The sequence below is a fragment of the Streptomyces sp. NPDC094034 genome, from assembly GCF_040303865.1.
Classification (GTDB): Bacteria; Actinomycetota; Actinomycetes; order Streptomycetales; family Streptomycetaceae; genus Streptomyces.
Window position 1 is genome coordinate 293460 of the sequence record NZ_JBEOUD010000001.1, and the last position, 17975, is coordinate 311434.

17 protein-coding genes and 1 pseudogene are annotated in these 17975 nt (G+C 70.1%); 3 read left to right on the plus strand and 15 right to left on the minus strand.

The window, feature by feature from the left end:
* Positions 1-16 precede the first annotated feature (16 nt).
* The gene (gene lepA / locus ABTZ59_RS01320) at positions 17-1885 is read right to left on the minus strand and encodes a translation elongation factor 4 (RefSeq protein WP_351387836.1); all 1869 of its coding nucleotides are present in this window, start codon (positions 1883-1885) and stop codon (positions 17-19) included.
* A gap of 203 nt (positions 1886-2088) precedes the next feature.
* On the opposite strand from lepA, the gene rpsT reads away from it, so the two are divergent.
* Positions 2089-2355: a 30S ribosomal protein S20 gene (gene rpsT / locus ABTZ59_RS01325; RefSeq protein ID WP_030352331.1), complete on the plus strand. Its 267-nt coding sequence runs from the start codon at positions 2089-2091 to the stop codon at positions 2353-2355.
* 283 nt (positions 2356-2638) lie between these two features.
* On the opposite strand, the gene holA is transcribed toward rpsT, so the two are convergent.
* The 7 genes and pseudogenes from holA to ABTZ59_RS01360 form a co-directional block, all read right to left on the minus strand.
* Positions 2639-3625: a DNA polymerase III subunit delta gene (holA, locus tag ABTZ59_RS01330; protein WP_351387843.1), complete on the minus strand. Its 987-nt coding sequence runs from the start codon at positions 3623-3625 to the stop codon at positions 2639-2641.
* A 113-nt stretch (positions 3626-3738) separates the two neighbouring features.
* Positions 3739-3993, minus strand: a complete 255-nt coding sequence (locus tag ABTZ59_RS01335; RefSeq protein ID WP_351387848.1) for a hypothetical protein — start codon at positions 3991-3993, stop codon at positions 3739-3741.
* A gap of 12 nt (positions 3994-4005) precedes the next feature.
* Positions 4006-4908 (minus strand): YceI family protein, encoded by a 903-nt coding sequence (locus ABTZ59_RS01340; RefSeq protein WP_351387851.1) that lies wholly within the window; start codon positions 4906-4908, stop codon positions 4006-4008.
* Positions 4909-5107: 199 nt separating this feature from the next.
* Positions 5108-5923, minus strand: a pseudogene (locus ABTZ59_RS01345) (ComEC/Rec2 family competence protein); the annotation flags it as partial.
* A 185-nt stretch (positions 5924-6108) separates the two neighbouring features.
* Positions 6109-7296, minus strand: a complete 1188-nt coding sequence (locus ABTZ59_RS01350) for a hypothetical protein (RefSeq protein WP_351387855.1) — start codon at positions 7294-7296, stop codon at positions 6109-6111.
* 127 nt (positions 7297-7423) lie between these two features.
* Positions 7424-8266 carry a hypothetical protein gene (locus tag ABTZ59_RS01355; RefSeq protein ID WP_351387860.1) on the minus strand — a complete coding sequence of 281 codons (843 nt, stop codon included), beginning with the start codon at positions 8264-8266 and terminating at the stop codon, positions 7424-7426.
* Complete coding sequence (locus ABTZ59_RS01360; RefSeq protein WP_351387863.1) at positions 8263-8619, minus strand: PadR family transcriptional regulator; 357 nt, start codon at positions 8617-8619, stop codon at positions 8263-8265. The genes ABTZ59_RS01355 and ABTZ59_RS01360 overlap by 4 nt, the downstream gene beginning before the upstream one ends.
* A gap of 159 nt (positions 8620-8778) precedes the next feature.
* Here ABTZ59_RS01360 and ABTZ59_RS01365 point away from each other — a divergent pair, with 159 nt between their 5' ends.
* On the plus strand, positions 8779-9321 hold the full coding sequence (locus ABTZ59_RS01365; protein ID WP_351388749.1) for an SLOG family protein: 543 nt from the start codon (positions 8779-8781) through the stop codon (positions 9319-9321).
* Between the two features lie 80 nt (positions 9322-9401).
* Here ABTZ59_RS01365 and ABTZ59_RS01370 read toward each other — a convergent pair whose 3' ends face one another.
* The 7 genes from ABTZ59_RS01370 to ABTZ59_RS01400 all read right to left on the minus strand — a co-directional run bounded on the left by ABTZ59_RS01370 (position 9402) and on the right by ABTZ59_RS01400 (position 16246).
* Positions 9402-9611 (minus strand): hypothetical protein, encoded by a 210-nt coding sequence (locus ABTZ59_RS01370; protein ID WP_351387866.1) that lies wholly within the window; start codon positions 9609-9611, stop codon positions 9402-9404.
* Positions 9612-9677: 66 nt separating this feature from the next.
* Entirely contained in the window at positions 9678-12335 is a 2658-nt protein-coding gene (gene alaS / locus ABTZ59_RS01375; RefSeq protein WP_351387872.1) for an alanine--tRNA ligase, read from the minus strand.
* A 240-nt stretch (positions 12336-12575) separates the two neighbouring features.
* The gene (locus tag ABTZ59_RS01380) at positions 12576-13253 is read right to left on the minus strand and encodes an HAD family hydrolase (RefSeq protein WP_351387875.1); all 678 of its coding nucleotides are present in this window, start codon (positions 13251-13253) and stop codon (positions 12576-12578) included.
* The gene (locus tag ABTZ59_RS01385) at positions 13250-13792 is read right to left on the minus strand and encodes an orotate phosphoribosyltransferase (RefSeq protein ID WP_351387880.1); all 543 of its coding nucleotides are present in this window, start codon (positions 13790-13792) and stop codon (positions 13250-13252) included. The genes ABTZ59_RS01380 and ABTZ59_RS01385 overlap by 4 nt, the downstream gene beginning before the upstream one ends.
* The gene (locus ABTZ59_RS01390) at positions 13789-14400 is read right to left on the minus strand and encodes an SLOG cluster 4 domain-containing protein (protein ID WP_351387885.1); all 612 of its coding nucleotides are present in this window, start codon (positions 14398-14400) and stop codon (positions 13789-13791) included. The genes ABTZ59_RS01385 and ABTZ59_RS01390 overlap by 4 nt, the downstream gene beginning before the upstream one ends.
* Positions 14397-15293, minus strand: coding sequence for a hypothetical protein (locus ABTZ59_RS01395; protein WP_351387888.1), 897 nt, complete (start codon positions 15291-15293; stop codon positions 14397-14399). The genes ABTZ59_RS01390 and ABTZ59_RS01395 overlap by 4 nt, the downstream gene beginning before the upstream one ends.
* Before the next feature lie 47 nt (positions 15294-15340).
* A complete protein-coding gene (locus tag ABTZ59_RS01400) occupies positions 15341-16246 on the minus strand; it encodes an aspartyl/asparaginyl beta-hydroxylase domain-containing protein (protein WP_351387892.1) in 906 nt (301 codons plus the stop codon).
* Between the two features lie 327 nt (positions 16247-16573).
* Between ABTZ59_RS01400 and ABTZ59_RS01405 the strand changes: the two genes are divergently transcribed.
* Positions 16574-17965 (plus strand): NsdA family TPR-like regulatory protein, encoded by a 1392-nt coding sequence (locus ABTZ59_RS01405; RefSeq protein ID WP_351387894.1) that lies wholly within the window; start codon positions 16574-16576, stop codon positions 17963-17965.
* The last annotated feature ends 10 nt before the right edge of the window (positions 17966-17975 follow it).

Sequence of the window (17975 nt, forward strand, 5' to 3'; positions counted from 1 at the left end):
TCGCCGCCTCGCGGCATCACTTCTTCGCCTTGCCGCCGGACTCGTCGCTGGAGAGCACCGCGATGAAGGCCTCCTGCGGGACCTCCACGCTGCCGACCATCTTCATCCGCTTCTTGCCCTCCTTCTGCTTCTCCAGCAGCTTCCGCTTCCGGGAGATGTCACCGCCGTAGCACTTGGCGAGGACGTCCTTGCGGATGGCGCGGATCGTCTCGCGGGCGATGACCCGGGAGCCGATGGCCGCCTGGATGGGCACCTCGAAGGCCTGCCGCGGGATCAGCTCGCGCAGCTTGGCGACCAGCCGCACACCGTACGCGTACGCCTGGTCCCGGTGGGTGATCGCGGAGAAGGCGTCCACCTTGTCGCCGTGCAGCAGGATGTCGACCTTGACGAGCTGGGCGGTCTGCTCGCCGGTGGGCTCGTAGTCGAGCGAGGCGTAGCCCCGGGTCTTGGACTTCAGCTGGTCGAAGAAGTCGAAGACGATCTCGGCGAGCGGCAGCGTGTAGCGGATCTCGACCCGGTCCTCGGAGAGGTAGTCCATGCCGAGCAGGGTGCCGCGACGGGACTGGCACAGCTCCATGATCGAGCCGATGAACTCGCTCGGAGCGAGGATCGTGGCCCGTACGACCGGCTCGTGCACCGAGTCGATCTTGCCGTCGGGGAACTCGCTCGGGTTGGTGACCGTGTGTTCCTTGCCGTCCTCCATCAGCACGCGGTAGACCACGTTGGGGGCGGTGGCGATCAGATCGAGCCCGAACTCGCGCTCCAGACGCTCCCGGATCACATCGAGGTGCAGCAGCCCGAGGAAGCCGACGCGGAAGCCGAAGCCGAGGGCCGCGGAGGTCTCCGGCTCGTAGACCAGGGCCGCGTCATTGAGCTGGAGCTTGTCGAGGGCGTCGCGCAGCTCGGGGTAGTCCGAGCCGTCCAGCGGATAGAGGCCGGAGAACACCATCGGCTTGGGGTCCTTGTAGCCGCCGAGCGCCTCGGTCGCCCCCTTGTTGAGGGTGGTGATCGTGTCACCGACCTTGGACTGCCGTACGTCCTTCACACCGGTGATGAGGTAGCCCACCTCACCGACACCGAGACCGTCCGCCGGGGTCATCTCCGGCGAGGAGACACCGATCTCCAGCAGCTCGTGGGTGGCGCCGGTGGACATCATCCGGATCCGCTCGCGCTTGTTGAGCTGGCCGTCGATGACACGTACGTAGGTGACGACACCGCGGTAGGAGTCATAGACGGAGTCGAAGATCATCGCGCGGGCGGGCGCGTCCGCGACACCGACCGGCGGCGGTACGTCCCTGACCACCCGGTCGAGCAGCTCGTCCACGCCGACACCGGTCTTCGCCGAGACCTTGAGCACGTCCTCCGGCTGACAGCCGATGAGGTTCGCCAGCTCCTCGGAGAACTTCTCCGGCTGGGCGGCCGGCAGATCGATCTTGTTGAGCACCGGCACGATGGTGAGATCGTTCTCCATCGCCAGATAGAGGTTGGCGAGGGTCTGCGCCTCGATGCCCTGGGCGGCGTCCACCAGCAGGATCGTGCCCTCACAGGCCGCGAGCGAACGGGACACCTCGTAGGTGAAGTCCACGTGGCCCGGCGTGTCGATCATATTGAGGACATGCGTCGTGCCCTCGCCCTCGCCCGTACGCGGAGCCCAGGGCAGCCGGACCGCCTGGGACTTGATCGTGATGCCGCGCTCGCGCTCGATGTCCATCCGGTCGAGGTACTGAGCGCGCATCTGCCGCTGGTCGACCACTCCGGTCAGCTGGAGCATCCGGTCGGCGAGCGTCGACTTGCCGTGGTCGATGTGCGCGATGATGCAGAAGTTGCGGAGCAGCGCCGGGTCCGTACGGCTCGGCTCGGGCACGTGGAGAGGGGTCGCGGGCACGCAGGGTCCTGATTCTTGAGACGCGCGGCGTCTCGTCTCGGGTCGACTCGGATCGATACGTAGGCTCCATGGTCCCATGGGTACGGGACTGCGCCCGGTTTGGGCCGGTCGGAGGGTGACTGGTAGCCTGAACAGCTGTGTCTCGTGCCATCTCGGCGCGAGGCGGCTCAGTCAAGACTCACCGAACCTGAAAAGGCTCTTTCGTGGCGAACATCAAGTCCCAGATCAAGCGGAACAAGACCAACGAGAAGGCACGCCTGCGCAACAAGGCTGTCAAGTCGTCGCTCAAGACCGCGATCCGCAAGGCCCGTGAGGCCGCTGCCGCGGGCGACGTCGAGAAGGCCTCGCTGGCCGCTCGTGAGGCGTCCCGCAAGCTCGACAAGGCTGCCTCGAAGGGTGTCATCCACAAGAACGCCGCCGCCAACAAGAAGTCGGCGCTGGCTGCCAAGGTTGCTTCCCTCCAGGGCTGAGCGCTCTCTTGATTTGACCGCCGGACGGGACTCAGCGGGCCCTCTCTACCGCTCCTGACCGGCGCCCCGAACTCGCGCGCGACTGCGTTCGCCACGCGGGTGCGAGTTCACCAGATTTGACGTCGAGGCCCCGGCCCCGTCCTCCCCAGGACGGAGCACCGGGGCCTTCGGCGTACGCGCTCCCGGACGTCGGCGGTGTCAGGCGTTGCCGGCGGTCGTCAGCCGTTGCCGGCGGTCGTGAGCGGTTGTCTCAGCGGTTGTCAGCGGGTTGTGAGCGGTTGTCTCAGCGGTTCGAGCGGGCGGCGCGGGCGATCGCGACGACCGCCTTCTCCAACGCGTACTCCGGGTCGTCACCGCCCCCCTTGACGCCCGCGTCGGCATCGGCGACCGCCCGCAGCGCCGTCGCCACACCGTCCGGGGTCCAGCCGCGCATCTGCTGCCGCACGCGATCGATCTTCCACGGGGGCATCCCCAGCTCCCGCGCGAGATCGGCGGGCCGGCCGCCGCGCGCGGAGGAGAGCTTGCCGATGGCCCGCACCCCCTGGGCCAGGGCGCTGGTGATCAGTACGGGCGCCACCCCGGTCGACAAGGACCAGCGCAGCGCTTCGAGGGCATCGGCGGTCCTGCCCTCCACGGCGCGGTCGGCGACATTGAAGCTGGACGCCTCCGCGCGGCCCGTGTAATAGCGGCCCACGACCGCGTCGTCGATCGTGCCCTCGACATCCGCCGCGAGCTGGGAGACAGCGCTCGCCAGCTCCCGAAGATCGCTGCCGATGGAGTCGACCAGCGCCTGACAGGCTTCTGCCGTGGCCGAGCGGCCGAGCGCCCGGAACTCCGAACGTACGAAGGTGAGCCGCTCCGCGGGCTTGGTCGTCTTGGGACAGGCGACCTCACGCGCCCCCGCCTTGCGGGCGGCGTCCAGCAGCCCCTTGCCCTTGGCGCCACCCGCGTGCAGCAGGACGAGCGTGATCTCCTCGGCCGGGGCGTCGAGATACGCCTTGACGTCCTTGACCGTGTCGGCGGAGAGATCCTGTGCGTTCCGCACGATGACGACCTTGCGCTCGGCGAAGAGCGACGGACTGGTCAGCTCGGCGAGGGTGCCGGGCTGGAGCTGGTCGGAGGTGAGGTCGCGGACGTCCGTATCGGCGTCGGAGGCGCGGGCCGCCGCCACCACCTGCTGCACGGCACGGTCGAGCAGCAGATCCTCCTGGCCCACGGCGAGCGTGAGCGGGGCGAGCGGGTCGTCGGGGGAAGCTTTTTTGGTGGCCATCGTGATCCAGGGTCGCACGGCCCACTGACACCCGGACGCATGGCTGTCGCCCCACGGTCACCGAGCGACTCCGCGCGGCCGCCGTCATGAAGCACCGCCGCCACGGATCGCGGCTACGGCGCCTCCAGCCAGCCGCCCCACTCGGCAGCGAAGGCGTCGAGCGCGACCGTGTCCATCCGCGCCTCCGGGTCCTCCACGACCACCAGCCACTGGGCGTCCTCCGCGTCGTCCTCCCCGGCCAGGGCGTCCCGCAGCAACCGCGGCGCCTCGGTCACGTCGAACCGGTCCCCCAGCTGCTGCGCCACCTCCTCGGCCGCGTCACGGTCGGGCAGTACCAGCAGGTGTCTCACATCGCTCACGGACCCCATTATCGAGTGCCGTCACTTGTACTTCAGCTGGGTGTCCTTGGGCACGATCTGGATGTCGAGCTCGATCCTGATGTTGGAGCCGACGACGGCGATGCCACGGGCCAGCATCGTCTGCCAGTCGATGGTGTAGTCCTCACGGTGCAGTTCGGTGGTGGCGACGACGGCCGCGCGCGTCTCGCCCTCCATACCCACACGCATACCGCCGTAGTTGGCGTCGAGCGTCACCGTGCGAGTGACACCGTGCAGCGTGAACCCGCCGGTGATCGCCCAGGTGCTGCCACCGCGGTGCACGAAGCGGTCGCTGTAGAACTCCATCGTCGGGTACTTCTCCACGTCGAGGAAGTCCGCCGACCGCAGATGGTCGTCGCGCATCCGCACATTCGTGTTGATCGAGGCGGCGTCGATGACGACATGCATCGCCGTGCTCTCGATGGTGTCACCGATCCGGATCGCCCCGGCGAAGTTGTCGAACCGGCCGTGCACACGCGCGAGTCCGATGTGGCGGGCGGTGAAGCCGACCCGCGTGTGGGCCTGTTCGATCTCCCAGTCGCCGGGGGCGGGCAGCGGAAGCGACGGAGCGACCTGGAGCACGATGTCGCCGAGGCCGCTGGGCTCCGCGCCCTCGGTGATCGACACATTCCCCCGGTACGGGGCGAAGCTGTCGGCCGAGATGGCGAGCCGGTACTCCCCGAAGGGCACCATCGCCACGAGCATCCCGAAGGGGTCGGTCTCCCCACTCACGACCTTACGGCCGGCACTGTCACTCACCGTGAACTCGGCCCGCCCGACAGGTTCGTTGACGGGGTCGAGGACCCGGCAGGAGAGCAGCCCCGCGCCGGCGGGCACAGAGAGCCCGGCGAGCGGGTTGCTTCGCTGATGAGCGGCCGTCCGTCGGCCGAGAAGGCGGCTGATCATGGTGTACGTACCCCTGTGCGTTCGGGCTCTGCGGGGCCGCGCACGGGAGACGTCATCGTCGAGAGCGGCGACCCATGACAAGTACGCATTCGATCACCCTTGCTTTGTTCGAGGCAAACGTACCCACTGGTACAGGACCGCACGGAGTGGATTGTCACTCGGTGTTAAACAACCGATTTGTCGAACAGCCGCCGCCGGATCACCGCGCGCCTCGACGTCGAGAGGGCGGTGACCGCGGTCGCCGAAACCGACTCCCCGTCGCCTGGGACGAGGTCCTGCCCCGGAGCACGGCCCGTAGCCCGGCCCCGGCTCCCACCACCGCGATCGCCCCGTCCGTATCGGTACGGAGCACCGCCGCTCCCCCGGCGCGGAGCGCGTCGACGGTACGGGGCGAGGGGTGTCCGTACGGGTTGTCCCGGCCCGCCGAGATGAGGGCCAGCCGGGGGCGTACCTCGCGCAGGAGCCCCGGATGCTGGAAGGGCGAGCCATGATGGGCCACCTTGAGCACATCCACGGGTGGCAGTGTCGGCCGGCTGCGCAACAGGCCTCGTTGAGCGGGTGGTTCGAGATCACCGAGGAGCAGCAGCGTCGGCCCCTGGGCGATCCGTACGAACAGGGTGACGCTGGAGTCGTTCGGCTCCCCTGCCGTCGGGGCCGCCCCGGCCGCCGGCCACAGCACCCGCCAGGTCAGCGGTCCGATCCGGCGCTGCTCACCCGGCCGCGCGCGGACGACGGGCACACGCGCCCCGGCCGCCGTTCTCCGTACGAACGCGGCCTGTTCCGGGGGGTCTTCGAAGACCGTCGTCTGGATCGCGCCGACCGCCCGGCCCCGCAGAACGCCGGGCAGCCCCGCGACATGGTCGGCGTGGAAGTGGGTGAGCACCAGCAGCGGGACGCGCGTGACGCCGAGGTCCCGCAGACAGCGGTCGGCGGGCCCGGGGTCGGGTCCCGCGTCCACGACCACGGCCGTGGACTCGCCCGCCGCGAGCACGGTCGCGTCGCCCTGACCGACGTCTTCTCTGTCAAGTTCTGCGTGTTGAGATCTTGGTGGCTCAGCTGGTGGTGTCGAAGGCGGGGTGGCGTCGGGTGGACCTGTCGGATCGCTCGGAGGGTGGGGCCCGCTTTCCTTTAACGTCTGGGTCATCCCATTTAAGGAAAAGCAGGCGCATGCTGAGCGTTCGGGGGCAGCGGCGGGTCCTTCTACTCGATGACGTCGAGAACGCGTCCCCGGATCTTGCGTTGCTCGAGTCTGAGGTGGGACAGGCGGAGCTCACCGATGGCAGTGGTCCTGGCGAGTTTGCGGGTCTCCCAGAACGTGTTCATCCACTCCGGGTGGGTGACTTCCCAGAGGTAGATGGCGAGGTTCCCCCGGAGGAGTTTGGTGAGCTTCTTGCCGTTGAGGATGCGCTCACGGACGTCGATGTTCTGACGGGGCCCCAGGCACTGGATGGCGGTGAGGAGGTCCTCGGTGTCCAAGCGGTCCGGCGGGATCTCTCCGGCTTCCTGGAGAGCGTCTGCGAGTTCGCGGACCTGCTGGGGCGCGGGGAGGTCTCTGGCGGAGTGGAGGGCGAGCATGGCGGCCACGGAGTCGGTGTTGGTGGGGCGCATGACGCGGCCTTCGAAACGGACGCGCTGCGCCCATTCGGCAGCTTCGATCTGCCGTTGCTGGCCGGTGAGTTCGGCGATGTTCTCCTCTGCCAGAGCGGCGGCTCCGGCAGGCGTGCCGGGGCGGGTGTTGCCGTGATAGTGAGTCCAGGACGGACTGCCCGCGCCCCAGGACAGCGCCCGCGTCGTGATCATGGTCTGCCAGAGGCGGGCGACGAGCAAGGCGTCGTCACGGGGGTCGCTGTCGCCGCGTTCGGGGGACATGCCGTGCATGCCGCCGCCTGGCCGCAGGCCGGCGGCAGAGGACGGCTGGGCCGGCTTTGCGCGCGGATCGCGAAGGTTCGCCTTGGCCAGTGCGGCCAGGCCGCAGCCAGTGGGGTAGCGCTTGCCGCGGATGCGGTGGGCGAAGGCGAGCGTGTCGACGGTTCTCCGGAGCAGGGAGTCGGGGACGTCGGTGACCATGACGGCCGCCCGGAGGTCGGCGGTGAGGATGCCGTGGCCGACGACGAGCTGTTTGCCTGTCAGAGCGTTGATCATGCGGCTGGCGGGGCGAGGCCCCTCGATCAGTTCCTGCCCGGTGACATGGAGCTGGTCGCCGTCCCATTCGGCGTGGACGAGCCCGGCCCTGCCGATGACCCAGCCCTCCGGTGGTGCGGGAGCGACCCCGCGGCCGTGGGCGCGGGAGCCTCGTTCGAAGTCGACGTCGCAGAACGTCAGCGCCAGCGGGCGCGGCTGTCCCTGTCCTTGCCGGTGTTCGCGGCGGCGTCGTGATGCCTTTCCCAACGGATGCTCCTTGCGTCCGGCCGATGTGACGGAATGTGGCCGCATCGTGACAGGCGCTACTGACAATGCGGGGTGACCTGCGACAACACGAAGGGGCCCCGCGCGCGGGGCCCCTTGGTTTGACGGATCAGCGCCGCCGTCGGCGTCGGGGCCTGACCACGAAGGCGAGGCCGCCGAGGGTGATGTCGACGACACGCACCAGTTGGTCACCGCCCCGCTTGGTGTCGCTGATGTGTAGTTCCCCGCCCTGGGAGAGCGTTCGCCGGATCGTCCTGACGGATCCGGAGGGAACCCTGACGACTCCAAGAGACCAGTCCTCTCGCTGGAGCGAGGCGGCCGCCAGGCGGGAATCCAGTCTTGTCAGGGTCCTTGTGGAGAAGGGGTAGGCGAGCGAGATGAGCAGAGGGGGCGCAATGCCGACCACGACGAAATCCGTGATTCCCGTGGCCTGCGCGGCGCCGCTGAGCATCCATGCCAAGAGCCCGCAGAGTCCCAGGGCGCAGTTCCGCCGCCGTCGGCGTCGTGCGGCGAGGGATCCCCAGCGCCGCCGGTCGGGGTAGTAGCGGTTGCCGCGGTAGTAGCCGCCCGAACGCCGGATCCGGGACTCACGGAGGTAGGCACGGACCCAGTGACCTCGCCTGGGGCGCCGTTCCCCCTGGGCATCGGCTGGCCCGGTCGTGGTGCTCGAAGCGCTCGACTGTCCGGCGAGGGGCCGGTGGATGGCCCGCAGTGCCCATGTGGAGCGCAGGGCGATCCAGGACGCGAAGAACAGTTTCAGCAGTTTGCCGGGCCGCTCGTCCAGCAGGGCCACCCACTCGGCCTCGTAGCGTTCGGCGGCTTCGGGGTTGCCCAGCCGGCGGGCGGCGAGCCGCAGGATGCGGCGTGCGAGCCAGGGAGAGACCTCGGTGAACTCCCCGACGGCCAGGCCGAGAACCGTGGGGATGAGCGTCTGGGTTAAGAGCTCGTTCACCAGGCGCCTGCCCATCGCGTCACGAATCCGAACGCGGGTCTGGGGCGGGGCTGTATGACTTCGGGGGTCGGCAGCTGGCCGCGGCGTTCGAGGACGATGCTGCGGGCTTGCTCGGCGCCGGTCGGCGTCAGCATGTAGAAGCGGCGGCGGGGACGGCCCTCAGCGGGGTGTTCCGCCTCCCAGTGGCTGTCGAGCCAGCCGGCCTGCTCGAGGCGGGCCAGGATGGGATAGATCGAACCGGTGGGTTTGCCGGCGGCTTTGGCGACCGCGAAGCCGTGGAGCTCTTCGCCGGACACCAAGAACGCTTCAAGGACGTCGAGCGTGGCCGACGTGATGCGAAAAGGAGTCCTCACGAGACCTAACTCTATATATACAGCAGAGCCGTTCGGGCGGAATATGAGAGTCCTCAAGTGAAGGTTGCGGGAAGGGAGTTGATCTCATCCGCAGTTCTGTGCCGCACCGGTTGTCAGTGCCTTCTGGGAGGGTGGGAGGCGGAGACGGAGGTGAAGCAGATGACGCTGGTGCTGGATGAGCCGCGGGTGCTGGTGTGCGGGAGCCGCCGGTGGCCGTGGCCGGGGACGGTCGAGACCGTTCTGGAGCGTCTGCTGGCCCGTCACGGCGAGCATTTGGTGATCATCGAAGGCGCCGCGACCGGGGCTGACGCCGCAGCCCATGCCTGGTGTGAGCGGCAGGGCCTCGGCCCGGAGCGGCATTGCTGTCATCCGGTCGACTGGGCGGCCGAGCGCCGAGCGCGGCCCTCGCAGTGGCGGATGGCCGGACCGGAGCGGAACACCCGGATGCTCCTGGAAGGACGCCCGCGGCTGATCATCGCCTTCCACGATCACTTCTCGCCGGGCAGTGGTGGGACGTCCGACATGTGCCTGCGGGGGCTGATCGAGCGGGTGCCGGTGTGGCTGGTGCCGGGCGCGAACGTGCAGCAGGGAACCTGGCTGCGGCTGGGCGTGTTCCCCGGGGACCGGCAGCGGCGGGTCCGAAGCGAACTGGAGGCTGCCGCGCGAGCGGGGAAGGCCGACGGTGCAGATCGGCGGCCATGAGCCGGGCATGGCTTGGCCCCGGCGACATGACCTTGGAGGTCAGCGGTCCACCGGGGCTTTCGCATCCACTCTAGCGCCGGTCAGAGGGCCTCGTCGGTGAGGAAACCACGGTGCAGCAGTTGTTCGACGGTGCATCCGCGCTGCTGGGCGAGCTCGCTGAAGGTGTCGTGCTCGCGCTGCCAGGCAACCGCCCGGTCGGCCGCTGCCCGACGGATGTACTCCTCGGCGGAAACACCCAGGACGGCCGCATGGGCGTCGATCGCTGCCCGTTCTGCGGAGGTGAACGTCATCTCGGGTCCTCCTTGGGCCTGCGGGCCCGCCCAGCGGGGGTCTGGGCGGGCCCGCGGTGTCTGACGCTATCGGTCGCCGAGCAGGGCGGTGGCGTCCTCGGCAGCGGCGGTGAGGGCCTGATCGAGGTGTTCGGGGCGGCGTCCGCCGGCGCTGGCGAGGGCACCGGTGCCGCCGCCTCCACCGCCGACCGTCTTCGCGGCGCGGGCGATGACCTGCGCGGCCTGGACGCCGCGGCCGAGCAGGTCGGGCGAGACGGCCGCGACGAGCAGGGCCTTGCCGGAGTGTTCCAGGGCCAGGACCACGACCGCGGGTCCTGCGGGCAGGTGGGCCAGGGTCTCGGAGGCCAGTTGCCGCAGTTCGTCCGGCGTGATGCCGGTGACCTTCTGAGCGAGGAGTCGGCCGCCGTCGGCGGGGCGGGCCGTGTCGGCGAGTCGCGCGGCCCGGGAACGCAGTTCAGCGGCCCGAAGCTGCCCCAGCTCCGCCTGGGCAGAGGCGAGGGCGTCCAGACGCTTGCGCAGGGCGTCGGGGGCCTGGTTGGGGCGGGTGCCGAGCAGGCCGGCGAGTTCGTTCAGCAGCCGCCTCTCGGAGTCCAGGTGAGTCAGGGTGCCGTGGCCGGTAAGTGCCTCGACGCGGCGGAGGTTGGAGCCGATCGAGGACTCGCTGAGCAGGCGGAAGGCGCCGACCTGGGAGCCGTGGGCAACGTGGGTGCCGCCGCAGAGCTCACGGGAGAAATCACCGATGTCGACGATGCGGACGGTGTCGCCGTACTTCTCTCCGAACAACGCGATGGCGCCCGCGGCCTCGGCTTCGGCGCGGTCGGCGTGCCAGGCCCGGACGTCCGGATCGTCGAGGACGTGGCCGTTGACGGCGCTCTCGATCTGGTGGAGCTGGTCGGGGGTGAGTGCGGCGAAGTGCGCGAAGTCGAAGCGGAGCCGGTCGGGTTCGACGAGGGAGCCCTGCTGGCGGGCGTGATCGCCGAGGGTGGCCATGACGACGGCGTGCAGGATGTGGGTGGCCGAGTGCGACCGCATCAGACCGGCCCGGCGCCCGGCGTCCACGACGGCTTCGCCGCCGGTGCCGGTGCGGAGCTCGCCCTGAAGGACGCGGGCGGTGTGGACCCGGAAGCCTTCCAGGCCGTAGCGGGTGTCGGTGATCTTCAGCTGGGTGCCGTCGCTCATGGTGAGGGTGCCGGTGTCCCCGATCTGTCCGCCGGCCTCGGCATAGAACGGCGAGCGGTCGAGTACCAGCTCGACCTCGCTGCCTTCGCCGGCGCTGTCGACAACGGTGCCGGCCAAGATGAGGCCGGTGACGGTGGCCTCCGCGGTCAGGTGCTCGTAGCCGAGGAACTCGGTCCTCGGGAGGCGGGCGGCCAGCTCGCGGTAGGTGTCCATCTTGCGCAGGGCCTCGGCGGTCTTGGCTTTGCCGCCGGCCTTCGCGCGCTTCTTCTGCTCGTCCAGCAGTGTGGCGAAGCGGTCCTCGTCGACGGTCAGCCCGGCGTCGTGGGCAGCCTCGACGGTCAGCTCGAGGGGGAAGCCGTAGGTGTCGGCGAGCTCGAACGCGGTCTCGCCGGGCAGGGCGGCCGAACCGCTGTGCTGGGTGCGGCTGATCGCGGCGTCCAGCAGCCTCGTGCCCTGGGCCAGGGTGCGGGTGAAGGACTCCTCCTCGGCGGTGACGACCTGCTCGATCAGCGCGGCCTGGGCCGCAAGTTCCGGCCAGACGTCGCCGAGGTTGCCGATCACCGAGGCGGTCGCGGCGGGCAGGACGGGCCCTTCGATGCCGAGTAGACGCGCGTGGCGGATCGCGCGGCGCATCAGGCGCCGCAGGATGTAGCCGCGGCCGTCCTTCGCGGGCAGGACACCGTCGGCGATGAGGAAGGCGACGGAGCGGGCGTGCTCGGTGACGACCTGGAAGGACACCTTCTCCTCGCCCTCGGCCGGGCAGGCCCGCCCCGCGAGGTCCTGGACGGTGTGGAAGGTGGGCAGCAGCAGGTCGGTGGTGCAGACGTTCTGGGCGTCCTGGAGGATCGCGGCGAGCCGGTCCAGGCCGAGACCGGTGTCGACGCCCTTGCGGTCGAGCTCGCCGAGGATGGGGAAGTTGCCCTTCTTGTCGCCCTCACCGCGCTGGAACTGCATGAAGACCAGGTTCCAGATCTCGACGTAGCGTTCGCCGTCGATGGCAGGGCCGCCCTCCTTGCCGAAGGCGGGGCCGCGGTCGTAGTTGACCTCCGAGCAGGGCCCGCAGGGACCGGGGACGCCCATGGACCAGTAGTTGTCCTCCATCCCGAGCCGCTGGATGCGGGAGGCGGGGACGCCGATGCGGCGCCAGATGTGCTCGGCCTCGTCGTCGTCCTCGAAGACGGTGATCCAGAGCTTGTCCTTCTCCAGCCCGTAGCCCTGGGTGAGGAGTTCCCAGGCGAAGGCGCAGGCGTCTTCCTTGAAGTAGTCGCCGAAGGAGAAGTTGCCCATCATCTCGAAGAACGTCGCGTGCCGGTTGGTGCGGCCGACGTTTTCGATGTCCGAGGTCCGCGCGCACTTCTGGATGCTGGTCGCCCGGGGGAACGGCGGCATGGTCTCGCCCAGGAAGTACGGCTTGAACTGGTTCATCCCGGCGTTCGCCAGCAGCAGGGTCGGGTCGTCCGGAACCAGCGGGCTGGACGGGACCAGGTGGTGGCCGCGGGAGGTGAAGAAGTCGGTGAACGTCTGACGGATCTGCGTCGAGCGCATGGCGGCATGGCCTCACGGAGGAGTCGCGGAAGGTTGGGGGAAGATCACACGCCGAGCCGGGCCGAGAACTAGGACTGAGAGGGTTCTCAGTTCTCCAGCTCGACGCAGATAGCTCGCGCCCCCATGGGCCGCACCTTGACTCCAGATCCGTTGATCACATCGGTGGTGCAGCAGACCGCGCAGGACCGCTGTCCTGGTCTGCCGCACCACCGACTGTAGCGGGTCCGGTGTCAAGATCGCTTAGCGTGCGTGCGTCGTCGCCGTGAGCATGGCCTGCGGACAGGAGGCGTAGTCCAGCAGGCCCGGCCCGATGCGGGACGCGTCGTCCAGGACGGCCGTGGCCCCGGCCGTGGCGAGGGCGGTGGGCCCGGCATAGCCCCATCCGGCCCCCAGCGGGGTGACCCCGGCCGCGCGGGCGGCGGTGATGTCCCCGCGTGTGTCGCCGAGGAACACCGACTCGAACGGGGCGGCGCCGAGCTTGCCCAGGGCGAGCAGGAGTCCGTCCGGGGCCGGTTTGGGTTCGGCGTCCTCGCGGCAGACCGTGACGTCCAGCAGGTCCAGGACGGCCGGCGGCAGCAGCCAGGACAGCCGGTCACGCTTTTGCAGGGTGACCAGGCCGGTCGCGATCCCGGCGTCCTTGATCGCCATCAGTCCCTCCAGCACCCCCGGGAACAGGGCGGTCCCGGCGGCGGTGGCCAGGGCCGGATCCCACCAGATCTCGCAGAGCTCGTCCGGCTCGGTGACCCCGAGATCGGTCAGCACCTCGACCCTGGGGGTCGTCGCGGCGGCCGGGGGGAGGTCGGCGACGGTGATGCGGCGTCCCAGGGCGGCGGTCGCGACCCCGGCGAGGGTGGCCAGCACCGCTTCCCGGCTGTCCAGCAGGACCCCGTCCATGTCGAACAGCACGGCCCCGGTCACGATGCCTCCCCGCCGGCGGGGAGGTCGGCCTCCGTCAGCAGCGGATGCAGGGTGACGCCGTGTTCGCGAAGCAGCAGCCTTCCGCCGAGCGGGCGTTCCAGCACGCAGAGCGCGTCGGTGACCGGGGCGCCGGCGATCCGCAGTATCCGGGTCATGGCCAGCAACTGCCCGCCGGAGCGGACCACGTCGTCGACCAGGACGACCCGCCGTCCCTCGACACCGGCGCCCTCGATCTGCCGCTTGGAGCCGTAGCGTTTGGGGAGCCGCCGCAGGAACGCGGCCGGCAGGCCGGTGGCCGCCGACAGGGCGATGACCAGCGGGACGCCGCCCAGCTCGATCCCCGCCAGCACCTCGGCGTCCTCGGGGACGAGAGCGGCCATCGCGTCGGCGACGTCGTGCAGCAGCTGCGGGTCACAGGCCAGCTTGTACTCGTCGAAGTACGAGTCCAGCATCTGCCCGTCGGCCAGGGTGAACGCATCGCGGACGCAGGCCGTCTCGGCGACCCGGGCCGCCAGGGCGCTCGGGGTGGTCACGGTCATGCGCCGGCCTCCTTCTGGCTGGTCAGGTCATGGAGCTGGACGGCGAACGCCGCCGCCGATCCGATCGGGCTGATGAAGCCGAGAGGGCGGGTAGGCGTCTCGAACAGCCACTTCTCCCGCCGCAGGAAGGACAACAGCCCGAGCGCGGTGGGACCGGTGATCCAGACGGGGACGGGGCGGATGTTGCCCGCGTAGTAGAGGGCGGCGGTCAGCTCGTGCAGGGTGCCGACGCCGCCGCCCATCGCGACCACGAGGTCCGCCGCGTCCAGGTAGTGGTTGAGGCGGGCGCCGAGGTCGGGCAGGTGAACCTCGTCGGTGACGTGCGGGTTGAAGGCGCCCCACTCGGCGTGCTTGTCCGCCAACGTCACCGCGGTGACCGTGCCGCCCTTGGCCGCCGCCCCGCGGGCAGCGGCTTCCATCAGCCCGTTGTAGCCGCCGTGCAGCAGCGCGAACCCTGCCGCGGCCAGGGCCATTCCGACCTCTTCCGCGAGGCGTTCCTCGTCCGGTGAGGCCGGGACGACCCCGCCGAAGAACACCGCCGTCCTCTGCCGCCCCATCCCCTCCCGGCCGCCGGCCGGGACGGTCAGGCGGCTGTCCTGGGGCTTCACGCCAGCTCCAGGTAGGTGCGGTAGGCGGTAAGGGCGTCCGCGAGACCGTCCAGGGCGTTCGGGCAGGCCCGCTCGGTCAGCGCGATCACCCGGTCCAGGGCGGCGTCGACGTCGGCGGCGTCGGGGACGGCCGGGGAGGTGACCGCCGCGTCCAGGTCGGCCAGGCAGGCCCGGCCGATCGGGGTGAGCGCGAGCTCCTCCCGCAGCTGATACCAGCCCCAGAACCGCGAGGCCGGCGCGAGCGCGGTCTTGATCAGGTCCTTCGTCGCGGTGTGCAGCATGTGCCACTCGGCGTAGGCGACGAACCGCTGACCGCGCTGGATCCTCTTGTGCAGCAGCACCGCCAGCACCAGGTGCTCGATCAGCAGCTCGGTGCACGACCGCGGCCGGGCCGTGAGCTTGTCGATGTGGGCCTGGGCCTGCTCGATCTGCGAGGTGGTGATCTCGGCCGGCGGGCGTTCCAGCAGCACCGTGCCGCCGACCTTGTGCCGCAGGGCGGTGACCTCGGAGGCGGGTGCGAGGTAGAGGTCGACCTGCTGGAGCTTGCCCTCGTCCTGGACGAGGAAGACGAACCCGATGCCGCCCAGGTCCGCGACGATGGTGTCGCGCCAGCCGGGCAGCACGGCCCCGCCCGCGACCGTCATCAGGTCGTCCAACGCGGAGGTGAACGCGGGCAGGTCGCGGTCGTGGACGCCGACGACGAAGTCCACGTCCGAGAGGCGGTCGGCGGTGCCGGAAGCGAGCGAGCCGCGGACCAGCAGGTGCGTGACCGCCGAGGAAGCGGACAGCAGCCCGGCGATCCGGGTCAGCAGAGGGAGCTGGGTGGGCCGGTTGGCCTCGGTGAGTTCGGCCAGACGCAGTTGGGCCGGGGCCAGGGACAGGGCGGTAGGCATGAACGGTCCTTCCGGGCTGAGGGTGGCGCGGACAGGTGCGGGCGGTGTCACGAGGCGAGGGCGAGGAGCTTGGCCTTGGCAGCCGTCCAGCGCTGGTTGGCCTCGCTGTCGCCGAGCGCGGTGTGCAGCCCGGCGATCAGGTCGTAGGCGGTGCCCTCCGGGAGGGTGAAGGAGTAGAACAGCCGCAGCAGCAGCTGTTCGGCGGCGGCGGTGTAGCCGAGGTCGGCCAGGCGGCGGGCGGCGGCGAGCCGGTCGGCCAGGTCCGTCTCCGACGCGGCCGGCAGCCGCTCGGCGGCCGACGGCTCCTCCGCCCGCCCGGCCAGCCGCTGGTAGGCGTCGTCGGCGTAGACGTCCGCGATCAGGTGGATCCGGTCCGGGCCGAGCAGGTTGCAGACCCCGTGCGCGTAGGTCGGGGTCAGCCGCCAGATCCGCCCGCCGGCCATGTGGACCTTGGTGCCGCCGGTGACCAGGAACGCGGAGGAGTTGGTGTGCAGCGGGATGTGCAGCCGGTGGCGTTCGACCTGGTCGAGCTCGTCGTAGTCGCGGTGTTCCCAGAGGAACGAGTTCGCCTCCAGCCGGGCGAGCCGAACCCACATGTAGTTCAGGCCGAGCTCGGCCAGCAGGCCGGCGGTGGCGGGCATGTGCCCGAGCAGGGCGGTGGGGCGGGCGGTGCCGTCGGTGATCCTGACGTCGGCGGCGTCACCGGAGGCGTTCATCAGCGACGTGGTCCACCAGCCACCGGACTGGAACTCGCCGTACTCGGCCTTCCAGGGAGCCGGGGCCGTCAGGGCCTCGTGCCGCATCCGCTCGATCAGATGCCCGTCCAGCCTCTCCAACTGGACGATCTGTCCGGATGAGGCCGGGCCGCGGCGGTCCTGGGAAGACCCCATCGATCCGGCCGTGTACTCGTGCCGGGCAGCGTCGCCTCCGGCCAGTTCTGCGATTCCGCACATGTCTGGTTCACCCCTGAGTATGAGTGGCAGTGCCGTGGCGGCGGCTGACGCCGGGGGCCCTGCTTCCTCGCCCGGCGTCGGCCTGGGCTCTCATCACAGCCACCCGACAAGATCGCCGGGAGGGCTCGCAGGGGGGCTCACAACTCGCAAACGCGGTTCACGGCCCGCCGGTGAGGCATATCGTCAGGGACCCAACACGCGGGACATGTACGGCTCTTCGCCCCCAGTCGAGTACGGATCTCGTACTCCGCCAAGTACAGAGATACGTGCTCAACTACTTGTTCGAGTCGTGCGTGGTCCGGCCCGTCACCGGCAAGGGAGAAGGTCGTGGCGTCGACCACCCGCCGGACCCGTCCGCCCAACGCGGACCTGGCCCGGCTCATCGAAGCCAGCGGCGCGAGCCACAAGTCCCTGGCTCTGCGTGTCAACCAACTCGCCCATGGCACCGGGATAGAAACCGACTATTCGCATACGTCCGTGGCGAACTGGTGCAGACGGGGGATGACGCCGAAATGGCCCGTCCCGAAGCTGTTGGCGCAGGCCATCGGCGAACGGCTCGGCCGGCCCGTCAACCTCATTGAGATCGGGATGGGCGAGGCGGAGACAATCGACGCCTCGGTGGGGTTGGATTTCCCCAGGGACCCCGCCGACGCCGTCCGCGTCGCCACTTCGTTCTGGAGCTCAGTGAACCGCCGCGACTTCCTGGCCGGATCCGGCTTCGCCGCTTCCGCCTTCAGCACACCCGTCACCAGATGGCTCGTCACCCCCGCCGACGAGACCGCCGACCACAAGGGCGGCGGTCAGGTCGGCCGGGCCGACCTCGACGAACTGCGCGAGGCCGCCGACGACGCCCGACGCTGGGACTCGAAATACGGCGGCGGGAACTGGAAGGCGAACTCCGTCACCGGCTGCCTCGACCAGCGGGCCGCCCCACTTCTGCAGGGCAGCTTCTCCGACGAGATCGGCCGCGAACTCTTCTCGGTCACCGCAGAGTTGTCCAGGCTCGCCGGGTGGACGGCCTTCGACGTCGGGCAGCACGATGCCGCCCAGCGGCACTTCATCCAGGCCCTCCGCCTCGCTCGCGCCGGCGGCGATGTGCAGCTGGGCTGCTATGTCCTGACGACCATGGCGATGCAGACCCTCATGCGGGGCTTCGCGTCCGAGGCCGTGGACATGGCCCAGGGCGCCTTCGAGCGGGCCAAGGGCCAGGCCGTCCCCAGGGTGCTGGCGTTCACCAAGCTGATCGAGGCCCGAGCTCATGCCCGGGAAAAGGACGCCCGGGCTGCTTCCCGGGCCCTGAAAGCGTCCGAGGACCTCCTCGGTCAGGCGAAGGACAACAGCGGCGACGAGCCTGCGTGGATCGACTTCTATCACCACGCCCGCCTGTCGGCCGACGCCGCCGAGATCTTCCGCGACCTGAAGAACCCCAAGATGGCCCTGGCCTGGAACCAGCAGGCCGCCGCCATGCCGACGGGAGTGTTCACCCGTTCCGTCGGCATGCGGCTCGCCATCGTCGGGACCGCCCACCTCCAGGCCCGCGACCTCGACCACGGCCTCGAACTCGGCAACCGGTCCGTCGACATCCTCGCCCGCGTCCAGTCGAGCCGGGCCAAGGACTACGTCCGCGAGTTCAACGCGGCCCTCGCCCCCTGGCGGCGCGAACCGGACGTCCGCGAGTTCATCCACCGCACGAGGAAGGAACTCGGCGTCGCGGCCTGACCCGCGGCCG

Bases quoted from the DNA above. Each gene is read 5' to 3' on its own strand.
- holA (WP_351387843.1), bottom strand. From the start codon at position 3,625: ATGGCCACCAAAAAAGCTTCCCCCGACGACCCGCTCGCCCCGCTCACG.
- ABTZ59_RS01335 (WP_351387848.1), bottom strand. From the start codon at position 3,993: ATGGGGTCCGTGAGCGATGTGAGACACCTGCTGGTACTGCCCGACCGT.
- ABTZ59_RS01340 (WP_351387851.1), bottom strand. From the start codon at position 4,908: ATGATCAGCCGCCTTCTCGGCCGACGGACGGCCGCTCATCAGCGAAGC.
- ABTZ59_RS01365 (WP_351388749.1), top strand. From the start codon at position 8,779: ATGACGCTGGTGCTGGATGAGCCGCGGGTGCTGGTGTGCGGGAGCCGC.
- ABTZ59_RS01370 (WP_351387866.1), bottom strand. From the start codon at position 9,611: ATGACGTTCACCTCCGCAGAACGGGCAGCGATCGACGCCCATGCGGCC.
- alaS (WP_351387872.1), bottom strand. From the start codon at position 12,335: ATGCGCTCGACGCAGATCCGTCAGACGTTCACCGACTTCTTCACCTCC.
- ABTZ59_RS01385 (WP_351387880.1), bottom strand. From the start codon at position 13,792: ATGACCGTGACCACCCCGAGCGCCCTGGCGGCCCGGGTCGCCGAGACG.
- ABTZ59_RS01395 (WP_351387888.1), bottom strand. From the start codon at position 15,293: ATGCCTACCGCCCTGTCCCTGGCCCCGGCCCAACTGCGTCTGGCCGAA.
- ABTZ59_RS01400 (WP_351387892.1), bottom strand. From the start codon at position 16,246: ATGTGCGGAATCGCAGAACTGGCCGGAGGCGACGCTGCCCGGCACGAG.